Genomic DNA, 15,104 nt, shown 5'->3' with positions numbered 1-15,104 from the left:
AATTCATATCGATTTGTTCTAATGAACGGAGAATTGTGGATTTCAAAAACTTTTCTGTGTTTTTTGCATCTGTTTTCTTGTAAATATGTTAAGATAACAGTTGGTTTACTCGTTTTAATGTTTGAAAAGTGATGATGTTCCATCACTTATAAAAGCTTGATTTTACTAATGAATGGATGGATACGATGTCCAATTTAATGAAAGGTACTGCGATATTAACGTTAGGGATGTTTTTATCTAAGGTGCTTGGATTAATTTATATTTTTCCCTTTTATGCGATTGTTGGGCAGGAAAATATCGCGCTGTATCAATATGCATATATTCCTTACTCAATCATGCTCGCAATAGCCATTTCAGGTGCACCAATTGCTGTATCGAAATTTGTTTCTAAATACAATGCCTTAGGAGACTATCAATCAGGACGCAAGCTGATGAAGTCAGGTATCGTGATAATGTTGATAACGGGTATGGTGTCCTTTGCTGCCCTCTTTATCTTGGCAACACCGATTGGTGAACTTGTTATTAAAAGTGATGAACAGAAATTTACAGTCGAGCAAATTGCGTCTGTTATTCGCTGGGTAAGCTTTGCGCTTATTGTTGTTCCATTTATGAGTTTGTGGCGTGGCTTTTTCCAAGGCTATGACAAAATGGAACCGACAGCAGTTTCACAGTTAGTGGAACAAATTGTCCGAATTGTTGTGTTATTAGGCGGCTCTTTCTTAGTAGTAGTAGTTTTTAATGGCAAAGCGCAAACAGCAGTTTCCTTTGCGGTATTCGCAGCTTTTATCGGGGCAATTGGCGGCTTAATGGTGCTCTATTACTACTGGAAAAAATACCAACCTGAATTTAATTTATTGCGTAGTCAAAGTGTTACGTCGACCCAGCTACCAATGTCGGATATTTATAAAGAAGTGATAACGTATTCCATTCCGATGGTGTTTGTAGGGGTGGCTAATCCATTATTTCAATTAGTGGATATGGTAACGTTTAATGGTGCTATGAGTTCCATTGGTTTAGCCAAAGTAACGGATGAGTATTTATCAATGATTAACTTTACAACACATAAAGTTGTCATTATTCCTGTTATGTTAGCAACAAGTTTTTCAATGGCGTTAGTACCGACGATAACAAAATATTTTACACAAGGTGAGTATTTATCGTTACGCCATGCGATGGATAAAACGTATCAAATTTTAATTTTCATTACATTACCAGCAGTAGTGGGTATTTCATTATTAGCAAATGAAATTTACTTTATGCTTTACTCTGAAAGCGAGATGGGCGCAACGATTTTAGCTCATTATGCACCAGTAGCAATTTTATTTGCGTTGTTCCAAGTTACAGCCGCGTTGCTACAAGGTATTGACTTCCAAAAGTGGATTGTCTTCAGTCTACTATCAGGTATTTTAGTAAAGCTAACCCTTAATATTTCGTTTATTCGTTGGCTAGAAGCGGACGGAGCCATTTTGGCAACAGCGATTGGTTATAGTGTTTCAATTATTATTAATTTGCTAGTGCTTCGAAAAACGCTTAATTATAAATCAGAAATGGTTATACGTCGTGTCATGCTTATCTCACTTTTAACAGCTGCAATGGCTGTCAGTGTTTTAATCGTTCATAAGCTATTAGAACTTGTGATGGGACCAGTGGATGGTAAATTCTCTGCACTTGTCTATTCTGTTATTTGTGCAGCAGTAGGTGCTGCTGTTTATGGCTATTTGTCATTACGCTTAGGTTTAGCACAAAAACTACTTGGTGAGCGCATAACAAGAATTACAAGTAAATTGGGATTTAAATAGGAGGAACTATGCGTTTAGATAAATTACTAGCCAATATGGGCTATGGCTCACGAAAGGAAGTTAAGCAACTCCTAAAACAAAAGGCCGTTTCTGTTGATGGTACGTATGTAAAAGATGCGGCCTTGCATGTTGATCCAGAACAACAAAATGTTGTAGTGTTCGGTGAACGTGTTGTATATACAGAGTTCGTGTATTACATGATGAATAAGCCGCCAGGTGTTATTTCTGCAACAGAAGATTTACGAGATGAAACGGTAATTGACTTACTAGACCCACTACATCAACATTTTCAACCATTTCCAGTTGGTCGTTTAGATAAAGATACAGAGGGCTTGTTACTGTTAACGAATGATGGTGTTTTAGCCCATAACTTACTATCTCCAAAAAAGCATGTGCCTAAGGTGTACTATGCTATAATAGAGGGCATTGTTACGCAAGAGGATGGAGAACGATTTGCTCGTGGTGTTGAACTAGATGATGGCTACGTAACAAAGCCAGGCAAGCTCGTTATTCTGAAATCTGCCCCACAATCAGAAATTGAATTAACGATTCAAGAAGGTAAATTCCATCAGGTAAAACGGATGTTTGAAGCAGTAGGTAAACGTGTTATCTACTTAAAACGCCTTTCTATGGGGAGCTTACAACTTGATGAAAGCTTAGCATTAGGTGAATATCGCGAGTTAACGCCAGAAGAATTAGCAGGCTTACAAAATAGAGAGTAAAGAAAATCCTCGATGCTATACTTTTAGTATCGAGGATTTTTTTTATACAAGTTTGTCCCATTAACTGTATAATATGATATATCAATAAAATAACGTGGGAGAGGCTTGACGTACCGAAAATATTTTTTGTTCAAAAAATGATAGTGAAGATGAGTAGAGGACATGTTAATGAAAAAACTACGGATTAAATTATTAATATCTTTAATTGCCTTTGCATTAATACTTGTTGCTGTAATTTCTTATGTAAATAGACAAATTCTTGTGACAAATATTGAAACACAAGAAGCTAGTAATCGAACATTAATTGAAAATCATATTCTTGCAGATATGCAAACTGTAGATAATGCGCACTTTTATTTTGATAAAAACATTTCGGATCAGATGGAAAAAGAGTTAAAAGCATTAGCTACTTATTATAAGCAAAATCCAAAAATAGACACTTGGAACTTACAACAAATGAAAAATCAACATGGTATGGATATATACATATTGGATCAAACAAATACGGTAATTTATACTACATTTCAAAAAGATTTAGGTCTAAATTTTTCGCTTTGCTGTAAAAGCTTTTCGGCATTATTGGATGAACGAAGAGAGAGTGGGCAATTATATACAGATGGTATAGATATTTCGACCACAACTGGTGAGTACCGCAAATTTAGTTATTTAGCAACGCCTGATAAAAAGTATTTATTAGAGCTTGGTTTGAAATTAGATGAAGTCCCTGTCTTTCAAACATTTAACTTTGGAAAAACCGCTGCGTATTTAGTTGAAAAGTATAATGATTTGCTAGATGTTCGAACGATTAGTGCAGGTGGTGTTTTTTTCTCGGACACAGAATCCGCTCGGATAACTGTAAAAAATCAAACAAAAAAATTTCAGGATCATTTTAAGGCTGCACTACAAACGATGAAGCCAGCTGAATATCAGCAAATATTAGACGATGGCTATATCGAAACCTATCGTTTTTTACCGTATGAAGCAGAGACGGTGCGTGGTGCCTCAACAAAACGGGTAGTCTATGTCAAATATGGCAATCGTACAGAGTTAAATGCACTTGCCAATAATACAAAACAGTTTTGGTATGTTTTAATGATTGCATTAGTAACAGCGTTAATTATATTGGTCGTTATTAATAGGCTATTTTCTAAAACGATACATCTTGCAACCTATGATCCACTAACAAATGTATATAATCGTGCAACATACATTAGTAAAATGGATAAATTATTGAAAAAAAGAAAAGTCAATACGCCTGGTTTATTATTAATAGATTTGGATAATTTTAAGCAAGTAAATGATCGATTTGGACATGCTGAAGGAGATAGGATTCTTATTGAAACGGCTAAAATTTTAAAAGACGTCGTTAGAACAGAAGGTTTCGTTGTGAGATTTGGTGGAGATGAATTTGCAATTGTCCTATATGATACGAACAATGAACATATGGTACAAGTAGCAAATGCGATTTTGGAGAAAATCCGTAGATTAAAAAATGTAGAGAATCATAAATGGTCGGTTATTTCTGTGAGTATGGGCGGTGTAATTTGTGAAAAACCAAATGAAACCGAGTTAAGTTTATTTGAACGAGCAGATAAGGCTTTATATCAGTCTAAGAAAGCAGGGAAGGACCAATATTCTAGTTATCATGAAGTAGCTTCAACAGAAGAAAAATACAATTCATAAACGTAGTTTTACAACGGTTATAAGTAAAAGCACGAGACAAGTAGGTTGCCTACTGGACTCGTGCTTCTTTATTGTGTTTTGGGTCGATAAAATAGGGAACTACATAAAACAAGGGCAGCAATGACGATAAACATTGTATCAATATAGTGTGTTAACAGCCAGCCACCTATAATAGGACCAATAAAACCGCCTAAATTTTTAAATTGGGCCGCACCTAAATATGTAGCTTTCTGTGTCTCTGGGGCAATTTCATCAATCATGACATTCATTGTTGGGAAAGTAAATATTTCACCAATTGTAAAAAGAACCATTGCACAAATAAACAACGGGTAGTTAGTAGATAGGCCAAATAATGTTAAACCAATGACAAAGAACAAAATACCGATTAGAAGTATTGTTGGTGATGAGAAGCGCTCTGAAAAAATACTAATCGGTAATTGCAGTAAAAGCACAACCGCAGCATTTAATGAAATCAGTAGGGAATAGAGCTTGGCTCCATCTTCAATTTTGAGCTCAATAAGTTGAGGGAGTGTTGAGTCGAATTGGGAGTAGCCAATATTTATTAAGATTGCCCCGAAAATAAAGCTTAACAGTACACGATTTGTTAAAAGAATTGTAAAGGTTTGTAGCACTTTTGTGTGTATCATCGGCTTTTGCTGTTGCATTTTGTAACGATTCAAAACGAAAAATAAAAACATTGCATAAACAATATACATAGCGCCTGTTAACATAAACGGCACGCTAGGACTGGATAATGTCGCGATATATACACCAATAAGAGGTCCTATGACTGCGGCGATATTAATGGCTGTGTAGCGCAATGAAAACAAACGCTTTCGTTTATCAGCGGGAGTAAAGTCAATCATTAAAGCTTGTGTAGAAGGTTCAAAGAAGGAGCGACATAACCCGTTCAACGCATTTAAAATGACGAAAAACCAAATCGTATGCGCTGTTGCAAAGCCAAAGAACACAATACTCCATACGAGTATCGTAAGTAAAATAACACTTTTTCGACCAAAACGATCTGTTAAGTAGCCACCGAAAAACCCACCTACTGTAGAAATAAGTGGCGCGATACCAATGGTCAACCCTATTTGTAAAGGGGAGGCATCAATTTCGTTATGTAAATAGATAGCTAGAAAAGGCATTGCCATAAAGCTTGCAACGCGTGTGAAGATAGTTCCACCTAAAATAATCCAAACAAGTGGATGAAACATTTTGGATAGTTTCATAGAATTATCCTCCTCTCAACATGTAGAATGTTTCGAGTGTAACGGATAATAAAGTGCTTTGTAAATAGAAAAAAAGAATGACCCCGACGAAAGGTCATTCTTTTTCATACAAAAATGCTTTACGCAAAGTGCGCAAAAACTAAGACGTCAATTTTACTTTTTTACTCGTCGTTGTCCATTTGCCTCGACTTGGACTCATCACCAAATCGTTAAAGGCTAACACGTTCAAATCTCTTTGAACGGTGCGAGGAGTGATGCTAAACTCTTCGACTAAATCCTGTGTAGACACGGTTCCTTTGTCTAAAATAAACATGTACACATCTTTAATACGATTAAGCATTCGATCAGTAGTTGGTTTCATAAATGAACCACTCCTTCATCTTAATTCACTTGGCAAAGACTAGCGGACGACAATATGTGCGGAGTGCACTGAGGCTATTAAGTAGCTGCCTTAGACATCCCCTTTTCTAATTTTATGTTCAGAACAAATAATTCTGATAAATCTATTATATAGAATAACGATGTGATTTTCTAGTGAATGCCGTGGAAATTTACAATTAATTCATAAAGTTTGCGCTGTATTTTGTGGAGATTAGTGAAAAAGATGCTATATGTGGTAGTGTAAAGGAAAGATAAGAAATGATAGTTAGAAAGATGATTGAATTTTTTTTAGTAAAGAGTAGAATAATCTTATTATAAAATGGAGGAGGTACATAGAATGGATTGGTTACAGGCTGCAAAAGAAAGACAAGATGAATTAATTCAAGAGTTGCAAGAGCTTGTGCAAATTAATAGTGTACTGGATGAAAAAACAATAACTGCGGATGTGCCTTTTGGTGAAGGACCGTTAAAGGCATTGGAATGGTTGTTAGCAAAAGGGAAAGCACAAGGGTTACAAACAAAAAATGTTGATAATTATGCTGGACATATCGAAATGGGCCAAGGTGAAGAGTTACTGGGTATTTTATGTCACGTAGATGTTGTCCCTGTAGGTGATGAATCAAACTGGACGTATCCACCTTTTAGCGGCACGATTGCAGATGGCAAATTATTTGCGCGCGGTGCTATTGACGATAAGGGCCCAACAGTTGCTGCATGGATGGCAATGAAGCTTGTAAAAGATGCAGGTATTCAATTAAACAAACGTGTGCGTATGATTATCGGGACAGATGAAGAAACAGGCTTCCGCTGTGTCGACCACTATTTTAAAAACGAGGAAATGCCAACAATCGGTTTCGCTCCTGATGCGGATTTCCCACTGATTAATGCCGAAAAAGGCATTGCTGCGCTTGTATTGTCTCAAAAGCAGATTGGGGATGCAACGAAAGAACAGCTACTACTATTTAATGCTGGAAAGCGTTCAAATATGGTACCTGATTTTGCAAAAGCGACAGTTCAATTCGTATCTTCACCATTCGAACAGAATTTTCAAACATTTTTAAGTAAAAATCAGCTAGAAGGCTCTTTATTAATGGAGGGTTCTCACTATATAATAACTATCAAAGGAAAAGCAGCCCATGCAATGGAACCTGAAAAAGGTGTCAATGCAGCTGTTTACCTTGCAGCGTTTTTACAACAAGAGTTAACGACTGAAGGAAGTAAGCAATTTGTCGATTTTATCGTTGATGTATTCCATCAGGATCATTATGGTCACGCACTAGCATTACAATATGAAGATGACATGTCCGGACAAACAACATTAAATCCTGGTATTGTAACGTATGATGCAACGCAAGGTGGCAATATGGTTATTAGTTTCCGCTACTCTGTAACGTATCCATTTGATGACAAAATAACAGAAGCGCAACGATTAGCTGCAGACAAAGGATTTTCACTCGATATTCAAGAAAACTCAAAACCTCATTATGTTAGTGAGGACGATCCGTTAATCCAAACGTTAGCTGGTGTTTATCGCCGACAAACGGGAGATAACGAAACACCTTTGCTTTCAACTGGCGGTGGCACGTATGCACGCGTCTTGAAAAAAGGTGTGGCATTCGGCATGCTTTTCCCTGGGGATCCAGATGTCATGCATCGTGCGGATGAATATGTAATTGTTGATAAATTAGTACAAGCTGCTGCTATTTATGCGGAAGCCATTGCAGAACTAGCTGGGAAGTAAGTGTAAGTAAGAGCTTGATGTTCTTGCCAAAGAGATACAAAGCATCACACGCAAAGCACTTCACTGAAAAATCTACTTTGATTTACTGCATCTGGTCTTACTTCATTGTGTAGTGGGAATCATTGTACTTGAAAATGTGAAAATAACTTAAAAATGAAAAGGATGTTTTTAAACATGGCATACTCATTATGGAATGATCAAATCGTTGAAGAAGGATCTATTACAGTTTCACCAGAAGACCGTGGTTATCAATTTGGTGATGGTATTTACGAAGTAATCAAAGTATATAATGGACATATGTTCACAGCACAAGAGCACATTGATCGTTTCTATGCTAGTGCCGAAAAAATTCGTCTTGTTATCCCTTATACAAAAGATGTGTTACACAAATTATTGCATGATTTAATCGAAAAAAATAATTTAGAAACAGGTCATGTTTACTTCCAAATTACACGTGGAGCAACTTCTCGTAACCACATTTTCCCTGATGCAAGCGTACCAGCAATTCTAACAGGGAATGTTAAAACTGGTGAACGTTCAATTGAAAATTTCGAAAAAGGCGTAAAAGCAACATTGGTGGAAGATGTTCGTTGGTTACGTTGCGATATTAAATCTTTAAATTTACTTGGAGCGGTACTTGCGAAACAAGAAGCATCTGAAAAAGGTTGCTACGAAGCCATTTTACACCGTGGTGATATTATCACAGAATGTTCTTCTGCTAATGTCTATGGTATTAAAGATGGTAAACTTTATACGCACCCAGCAAATAACTACATCTTAAATGGTATTACACGCCAAGTGATATTAAAATGTGCAGCTGAAATAAATTTACCAGTGATTGAAGAGCCGATGACGAAAGGCGATTTATTAGCAATGGATGAAATTATTGTGTCTTCTGTTTCATCTGAAGTGACACCGGTTATTGATGTGGATGGTCAGCAAATTGGCGCAGGTGTTCCTGGTGAATGGACTCGTAAATTACAAAAAGCATTTGAGGCAAAATTACCAATTTCAATTAATGCTTAATATGTATAAATGATAAAAAAGAGCTACCTAAAACTTGGTTATTAGCTGAGTGATGAGGGTAGCTCTTTTTTATAGAACAAAATATGCATGTATTCTCCTGAAACGTCATGTAAAATAAAAAAGATAGCCTTTAGTCGATATCACGGTGATACCGACTAATAACGAGGCGAATTTGATATGGGGCAGTAAGATTGGAGTGACCAAAACATGGCACAATTAGTGAAAATACAAGATTATATTTCACGTTATCAAATTGATTTAGCTAGATATCCAACTCAATTTGTACGTTTAAAGAAAAGTCAATGGGATCGAATTAAACGTCAATGGGAATTGGGCGAAGATATTACCGAGTGGCAGCATACGGCGAATGAAAAAGACAATGATGCATTGGAAGAAAAAGAGCGCTTCTCACTCTTTAAAAAGATTTTTGCAGGGCGACACAAAGAAGACGTGCAAGAAGATATTGAGCAAATCGACGTTACAAACGAATTAACAAATGACGAAGATATTATTCCTGAAGAAGAAACAACTTTATCATTTGAACCGAATATAGTGTACGCACCTCAGTCTATTCATGAGTTGAAGCGAATGTTTATAGATCAGTTTTTTCATTTCCAAATGAAGTGGGCGAGTTCCACTTTGCGAGAAAAATCTTATGTCGATCCTCGATTTTTACGTGATTCTTTGTTACGAACATTGCTACAAAAACTACCAGATAATTATTTAGTTTTTTACTATCCTATTTTGCAAGTGAGAAAGGCACCAATTGAGCTAGATGTTGTGTTAATGTCTCCTACGGAATGTATTTGTATTACTGTACTTGAGGCAGAGAATCAAGCAGTGTATGTAGGTGGAAGTGAACGTTTTTGGGAGAAAAAAGTGGGCACAAAAGATTCTAAAGTACTGAATCCAATGATTAATTTAAGTAGAATGGAATCTGTGTTAACTCAATTATTTAAGCAAGATCAAGTCGACATGCCGATTCGCAAAGTTATTTTAACACGCAATGGCTATTTCGATTATCCAGGCTCATCTTTTAACATTCGATTAGTGGATCGTCGTAATTATAATGAATGGTTGCATGCTTTAAGAAACGTATCATCTCCTATGAAGCATATGCAAATCCGCGCTGCACAAACAATTTTAAATAACGTCCAAACGACTTCGTTTAATCGTGATATTTGGCAACAGACATCTTCAAAAGCTGAGGACTAACAGATGCATGTATTATTTATTGTGAATGAGCGTGCAGGGAATGGCAAAGGGAAAATTGTTTGGAATAGACTACAACGACATTTAACGATTGATTATCAAGTGGCTCTGACACAATATGAAGGACATGGGCAAGAAATTGCGAGCGAATGGGCTCAAAACGGGCAAATAAAAAAGTTAATCATTGTTGTTGGTGGAGATGGCACCGTTCATGAGGTGGTTAGTGGCATTGTACATAATGATTTTGTTGTGATTGGTGTGATAAGTGCAGGCTCTGGTAACGACTTTGCACGTTATTTTCCAACATTTCAAAATGCAACACAAATTGAAGCTTACGTCAGAACGGAAATGCTTGAGCGTTCGATAGATATAGGAAAGATTCAACTAGGAACTATGCACGATGAAATATTCGTCAATAATGCAGGGCTTGGCTTTGATGCCTATGTCACAAAGCATATTAATAAGTCACGTCTAAAATACTATTTTAATAAAATTGGGTTAGGAAAACTATCTTATGCTGCGGCAGTAGTTAGGGGACTGTTTCGTTTTACTTGTTTCGATGTAACGGTTTATACAAACAATCAAACACAGCAATTTCAAAATGTATGGTTTGTAGCAACGAGCAATCAACCGTACTTTGGTGGAGGAATGAAAATTTCACCTATGTCTAATGCATTGGACGGCCAAATTGAATTAACCATTGTTCATAATATTGCAAGATGGAAGCTACTACTAGTTTTCGCTACTGTTTTTTTTGAGAAGCATACAAAATTCCGAGAAATAACTTTTTTACAAAGCAATCAATTTGAGATTGTTGTACATGCAAAGAGCGTTGATTGTCATACAGATGGTAACTACATTGGTGCAATTAAACAGGATACAATTGTGCGCTGTACAATCCAACAACAAGCATGGAAATGTATAAAATTAGAAAAAACAAAAAACGTCATTTCGCAATAATATCATGCGAATATGACGTTTTTACGTTATACTATAAAAAATCAATAATTTCACTATTAAGAAATGAGGAAGAAAATTGAGATTACGAAATAAGCCTTGGGCAGAGGAAATGATTACAAATCATCCAGAGGTGATTATTCCAAATCCTGAAGACTTTAAAGGAAATTGGCAAGCGGTTTTTGGCAACAATCACCCATTACACATTGAAGTAGGTACTGGGAAGGGTCAATTTGTAACCGGAATGGCTCTGCAAAATCCAGATATTAATTATATCGGTATTGAGCTTTATGATAGCGTCATCGTTTGCGCATTAGAAAACATTCTTGAAGCTAAATCTCCAGCGAATTTACGTTTGTTAAAAGTAAATGGCGCAGATTTAAATAAATTCTTTGAAAAAAATGATGTAGACCGCGTGTATTTGAATTTCTCAGATCCTTGGCCAAAATTACGCCATGCAAAGCGTCGTTTAACGCATGAGGGTTTTTTGAAATTATATGAGTCGATTCTAGTGGATAACGGGGAAGTTCATTTTAAAACGGACAACCGTGGACTGTTCGAGTATTCGTTAGTTAGTATGTCTGAATATGGTATGTTACTGAAGTATGTATCACTCGACCTACATGCAAATATGCCAGAAGATAATATTATGACAGAATACGAGCAGAAATTTTCTGCTAAAGGTCAGCCGATTTATCGCTTAGAATCGCAATTTATTACAAAATAATAGATAGCAGGGGGAGTAAGGATGGATCAGTTAAAGTTTCACAATATGACATTATCATGGCTAAACGGGGGTGTCACTTGCCTTGATGGCGGTGCAATGTTTGGCGTAGTACCAAAACCACTTTGGTCACGTAAATATCCAGTAAACGAAAACAATCAAATTGAATTACCAACAGAGCCTATTTTAATTCAATATGGTGAAAAAAATTACCTTATTGATACGGGTGTCGGTTTTAACAAATTAAATGAAAAGCAACTGCGAAACTATGGCGTAACAGAGGAATCGACGCTAGCTGATAGTTTACAAGAACTTGGTCTAACAACTGCTGATATTGATGCAGTCTTAATGACACATTTACATTTTGATCATGCGGGTGGTCTGACACAATGGGAAGGTGAAGTTTTAGTTCCTACATTCCCGAATGCCAAAATCTATGTAACACAAATTGAGTGGGATGAAATGCGTGAGCCAAATATTCGCTCGAAAAACACGTATTGGAAAGAAAACTGGGAGCCTGTACAGCATTTAGTTGAAACGTACGAAAGCTCTTTAGAGGTAGCTCCTGGCATTGAAATGATCCACACAGGTGGTCATAGTGATGGACATGCCATCATTAAGTTGTCACAAAATGGTGAGGTCATGATACATATGGCCGATATTATGCCAACTCATGCGCATCAAAATCCATTATGGGTGTTAGCATATGATGATTATCCGATGACGAGTGTATTTGCCAAGGAACGAATGATGAAAGAAGCTTTAGCAAACGGCTACAGTTTTATTTTCTACCATGATGCGTATTATCGAATGGTTAAATGGAATGAAACAGGTAAGGAAATGGTTGCTAAGTTAGAACGCAGCAGACAAGCGGTTATAACATTTTAATCATAGACATAGTAATTTTATACGTGAACGTCTAAAGTTCAGACACTAGACTACAGGCAAGCGAAAGATTTGACGCTTGCCTGTAGTCTTTTTTAGTTGTCTTGGTGTAATTGTTTATGTGCCTGGCACCGATATTTTTTGTGCAGTTTTCAGCTAGTTGTAAACGACTACTTTCTGACTATGGATGGAATATGCTGTTTACCAATATTAGTATACAATATTCTGAATATTTCATATTGACCGATTAGTCTAATATTAATATACTGAGATAACATCAACGAGAGTTATATTGTCAGAAGGGAAATGAAATACAATGAAAAATTTTATTAATAATGTACTAACCGGTATGAGTATGGGGATTGTCGTTTGTTTAATTCCAAACGCATTAGTTGGAGAAATATTAAAATTAATTATTCCCTACGTACCTCAGTTAGAAATTATTTTAAATACATCGGTTTTAGCTATGAGTCTATTGCCAGTTGTTATAGGTGTAATGACAGGTATTTGCTTTAAATTAACGCCTGTTCAAACATGTAGTGTTGGACTAGCTGCATTTGTCGGTAGCGGTGTCTACACAATTGATCCTGATACAGGCATTACCATCGCCGGTATAGGTGTGGTAATTAATATCGGGATTACGACAGCTTTGGCTGTACTTTTTGTGCAATTTTTAGGAAATAAGCTGAAAGATTTTACACTTCTTTTAATGCCTGCACTTGCTATGTTCGTACCTGGTTTAATCGGAAATGCCATTTTACCGTATGTGCGTACAGGCTCAGGCTATGTTGGTCTGATGATTGAGCATTTAACGACATTACAACCTGTTGTAATGGGCTCGCTAATTGCCATGATCTTCTCTATCTTAATCATTTCACCAATCTCTACAATCGGTGTTGCGACAGTTATTATGTTATCAGGCATCGGTGCAGGGGCAGCGAATCTCGGTGTTTGTGCATCTGGCGTTGGGATGTGTATTGCAAGTTATAAAGCAAATAATATTGGGACAGCGATTGCCCATGTTGCTTCAGCAAAAATTCAAATGCGTAATTTTTTCATGAAACCAAAAATAGCTTTTCCGATGATTATCACGGCGGGAATATTAGGGGCATTAGCAGGGCTGTTTGAAATCGTAGGTACTCCATATAGTGCAGGTTTCGGTTTAGGTGGTTTTGTTGGACCGTTAAAATATTTAAGTTTAGTCGGATGGACACCTTATACAATCACTGTAGCTATTACACTATTTATCGCCTTACCAATTATATTAAATGTCATCTTACTACGAATCTTCTCGATGAAATTAAAATGGATTACATCCAATGATTACAAAGTACATTATGAATAATGGAAAAGTCTCCGTATGGGGGCTTTTTTTTCGTGAACATTTTGGAAAATGTGATACACTAAAAGCTATACTAAAACACAAAAGAGAGTTGAAATAACGATGGCAACGGAGCAACCATTTTTACCAGTATTATTAGGATCAGATATGAATGCATACGGCATGGCCCGAGCATTTTATGAAGCATATGGCATTAAGCCACTTGTATTAGGACGTTCACATTTAACAGCAACACAGGATAGCCATATATTGGAGTTCCAAGAAATCGATCGTTTAAATGAACAGGACGTATTTGCACCAGCCCTTGCACAAGTTGCAAAACAATACGCTGATAAAAAATTACTGCTACTTGCTTGTGGCGATGATTATGCAAAACTAATTATTAAAAACAAACCGGTCCTACAGGAGCACTTTACAGTACCTTATATTGATGAGTCATTAATGGATGAAATATTATTGAAAGAAAATTTTTATAAAATGTGTGAGAAGTACGACTTTAAGTACCCTGGGACAACAACAGTCACAGCCAAAAACTATCAAGACTTTACACCACCATTTGACTATCCAATTATTTTAAAAGCGTCCAATTCAGTGGAATATTGGGCTTGTAAATTCCCAGGAAAGAAAAAGGTCTTCGTTGCACATGATGAAGCGGAAAAGACGGCTATCTTAAAAGCGATTTATAGCTCTACTTACCAAGATACAATGATTATTCAAGAATTCATCCCTGGTGATGATTCGTATATGCGTGTGTTAAATGCATATGTAGGGAAAGACGGGAAAGTGAAGCTAATGTGCCTAGGTAATCCAATTTTGGAAGAGCATTCGCCTGAAGGAATTGGTAGTTATGCAGCAATCGTAACGACATATGATAAAGCGCTAATGGATCAAGTGCGCCACTTTTTAGAGGATATCGGCTATACGGGCTTTGCTAACTTCGATATGAAGTATGATATTCGCGATAAACAGTATAAGTTATTTGAAATTAATTTACGTAACGGTCGCTCAAGCTATTATGTAACCGCAAGTGGTCATAATTTAATGAAATATGTAGCGGATGACCATATGTTAAATATTGAGCAACAGTTAACATATGTTGAGGATAAACATTTATGGATGATTATTCCGAAGGGTGTGCTATTTAAATACGCATCAAACGAAAAGCTTAAACTAGAAGCGCAAAAATTGATTCGTGAAGGGAAGTACACCAATTCACTTTACTTCGATAAAGATATGAATCCAAAGCGATGGGTAAAGCTTACGCTAAATAATCTAAACTATTACCGAAAATATAAAAAGTATTTTAATAATAAAGGTTTAGAAGAATAAGATTACTTAAAAGGAGGTATAACACTTATACCTCCTTTTATTTGATTTCTCTCGGAGTGAAGTGATTTACC

The 15,104-nt window shown here is 36.4% G+C and carries 13 protein-coding genes; 11 read left to right on the top strand and 2 right to left on the bottom strand.

Annotated elements, in window-relative coordinates; all coding sequences use genetic code 11:
* Positions 1–185 precede the first annotated feature (185 nt).
* The 3 genes from MKY08_RS16615 (at position 186) to MKY08_RS16605 (ending at position 4,204) form a co-directional block, all read left to right on the top strand.
* The gene (locus MKY08_RS16615; protein ID WP_069513851.1) at positions 186–1,799 is read left to right on the top strand and encodes a polysaccharide biosynthesis protein; all 1,614 of its coding nucleotides are present in this window, start codon (positions 186–188) and stop codon (positions 1,797–1,799) included.
* 8 nt (positions 1,800–1,807) lie between these two features.
* Positions 1,808–2,521, top strand: a complete 714-nt coding sequence (locus MKY08_RS16610) for a pseudouridine synthase (RefSeq protein WP_069513849.1) — start codon at positions 1,808–1,810, stop codon at positions 2,519–2,521.
* A 168-nt stretch (positions 2,522–2,689) separates the two neighbouring features.
* A complete protein-coding gene (locus MKY08_RS16605; protein ID WP_069513847.1) occupies positions 2,690–4,204 on the top strand; it encodes a GGDEF domain-containing protein in 1,515 nt (504 codons plus the stop codon).
* 68 nt (positions 4,205–4,272) lie between these two features.
* Here the strand turns inward: MKY08_RS16605 and MKY08_RS16600 are convergent, their stop codons facing one another.
* Both MKY08_RS16600 and MKY08_RS16595 read right to left on the bottom strand, forming a co-directional pair.
* Positions 4,273–5,436: an MFS transporter gene (locus MKY08_RS16600; protein ID WP_069513845.1), complete on the bottom strand. Its 1,164-nt coding sequence runs from the start codon at positions 5,434–5,436 to the stop codon at positions 4,273–4,275.
* Positions 5,437–5,575: 139 nt separating this feature from the next.
* Positions 5,576–5,797, bottom strand: coding sequence for a DeoR family transcriptional regulator (locus tag MKY08_RS16595; RefSeq protein WP_025220342.1), 222 nt, complete (start codon positions 5,795–5,797; stop codon positions 5,576–5,578).
* A gap of 357 nt (positions 5,798–6,154) precedes the next feature.
* Here MKY08_RS16595 and pepV point away from each other — a divergent pair, with 357 nt between their 5' ends.
* From pepV to MKY08_RS16555, 8 genes are all read left to right on the top strand, one after another.
* The gene (gene pepV / locus MKY08_RS16590) at positions 6,155–7,558 is read left to right on the top strand and encodes a dipeptidase PepV (RefSeq protein ID WP_069513843.1); all 1,404 of its coding nucleotides are present in this window, start codon (positions 6,155–6,157) and stop codon (positions 7,556–7,558) included.
* A gap of 174 nt (positions 7,559–7,732) precedes the next feature.
* Positions 7,733–8,584: a D-amino-acid transaminase gene (dat, locus tag MKY08_RS16585; protein ID WP_069513841.1), complete on the top strand. Its 852-nt coding sequence runs from the start codon at positions 7,733–7,735 to the stop codon at positions 8,582–8,584.
* Between the two features lie 207 nt (positions 8,585–8,791).
* The gene (locus MKY08_RS16580) at positions 8,792–9,799 is read left to right on the top strand and encodes a nuclease-related domain-containing protein (protein WP_069513839.1); all 1,008 of its coding nucleotides are present in this window, start codon (positions 8,792–8,794) and stop codon (positions 9,797–9,799) included.
* Positions 9,800–9,802: 3 nt separating this feature from the next.
* Complete coding sequence (locus MKY08_RS16575; RefSeq protein WP_069513837.1) at positions 9,803–10,756, top strand: diacylglycerol kinase family protein; 954 nt, start codon at positions 9,803–9,805, stop codon at positions 10,754–10,756.
* A gap of 76 nt (positions 10,757–10,832) precedes the next feature.
* On the top strand, positions 10,833–11,480 hold the full coding sequence (gene trmB, locus MKY08_RS16570) for a tRNA (guanosine(46)-N7)-methyltransferase TrmB (RefSeq protein WP_024363744.1): 648 nt from the start codon (positions 10,833–10,835) through the stop codon (positions 11,478–11,480).
* A 21-nt stretch (positions 11,481–11,501) separates the two neighbouring features.
* The gene (locus MKY08_RS16565) at positions 11,502–12,365 is read left to right on the top strand and encodes an MBL fold metallo-hydrolase (protein ID WP_069513835.1); all 864 of its coding nucleotides are present in this window, start codon (positions 11,502–11,504) and stop codon (positions 12,363–12,365) included.
* 313 nt (positions 12,366–12,678) lie between these two features.
* A complete protein-coding gene (locus MKY08_RS16560) occupies positions 12,679–13,707 on the top strand; it encodes a PTS sugar transporter subunit IIC (protein ID WP_069513833.1) in 1,029 nt (342 codons plus the stop codon).
* A 99-nt stretch (positions 13,708–13,806) separates the two neighbouring features.
* Complete coding sequence (locus MKY08_RS16555) at positions 13,807–15,033, top strand: ATP-grasp domain-containing protein (protein ID WP_069513831.1); 1,227 nt, start codon at positions 13,807–13,809, stop codon at positions 15,031–15,033.
* Positions 15,034–15,104: the final 71 nt, after the last annotated feature.

Source organism: Lysinibacillus sp. FSL M8-0337 (genome assembly GCF_038593855.1).
Lineage (GTDB): Bacteria > Bacillota > Bacilli > Bacillales_A > Planococcaceae > Lysinibacillus > Lysinibacillus sphaericus_D.
This window is presented reverse-complemented; position numbering and strand designations above follow the sequence as displayed.

Excerpts from the sequence above, each read along its gene's own strand:
- MKY08_RS16565 (WP_069513835.1), top strand. The coding sequence starts at position 11,502 with ATGGATCAGTTAAAGTTTCACAATATGACATTATCATGGCTAAACGGG.
- pepV (WP_069513843.1), top strand. The coding sequence starts at position 6,155 with ATGGATTGGTTACAGGCTGCAAAAGAAAGACAAGATGAATTAATTCAA.
- MKY08_RS16610 (WP_069513849.1), top strand. The coding sequence starts at position 1,808 with ATGCGTTTAGATAAATTACTAGCCAATATGGGCTATGGCTCACGAAAG.
- MKY08_RS16615 (WP_069513851.1), top strand. The coding sequence starts at position 186 with ATGTCCAATTTAATGAAAGGTACTGCGATATTAACGTTAGGGATGTTT.
- MKY08_RS16555 (WP_069513831.1), top strand. The coding sequence starts at position 13,807 with ATGGCAACGGAGCAACCATTTTTACCAGTATTATTAGGATCAGATATG.
- MKY08_RS16605 (WP_069513847.1), top strand. The coding sequence starts at position 2,690 with ATGAAAAAACTACGGATTAAATTATTAATATCTTTAATTGCCTTTGCA.
- MKY08_RS16575 (WP_069513837.1), top strand. The coding sequence starts at position 9,803 with ATGCATGTATTATTTATTGTGAATGAGCGTGCAGGGAATGGCAAAGGG.
- dat (WP_069513841.1), top strand. The coding sequence starts at position 7,733 with ATGGCATACTCATTATGGAATGATCAAATCGTTGAAGAAGGATCTATT.
- MKY08_RS16580 (WP_069513839.1), top strand. The coding sequence starts at position 8,792 with ATGGCACAATTAGTGAAAATACAAGATTATATTTCACGTTATCAAATT.
- MKY08_RS16595 (WP_025220342.1), bottom strand. The coding sequence starts at position 5,797 with ATGAAACCAACTACTGATCGAATGCTTAATCGTATTAAAGATGTGTAC.
- MKY08_RS16600 (WP_069513845.1), bottom strand. The coding sequence starts at position 5,436 with ATGAAACTATCCAAAATGTTTCATCCACTTGTTTGGATTATTTTAGGT.
- MKY08_RS16560 (WP_069513833.1), top strand. The coding sequence starts at position 12,679 with ATGAAAAATTTTATTAATAATGTACTAACCGGTATGAGTATGGGGATT.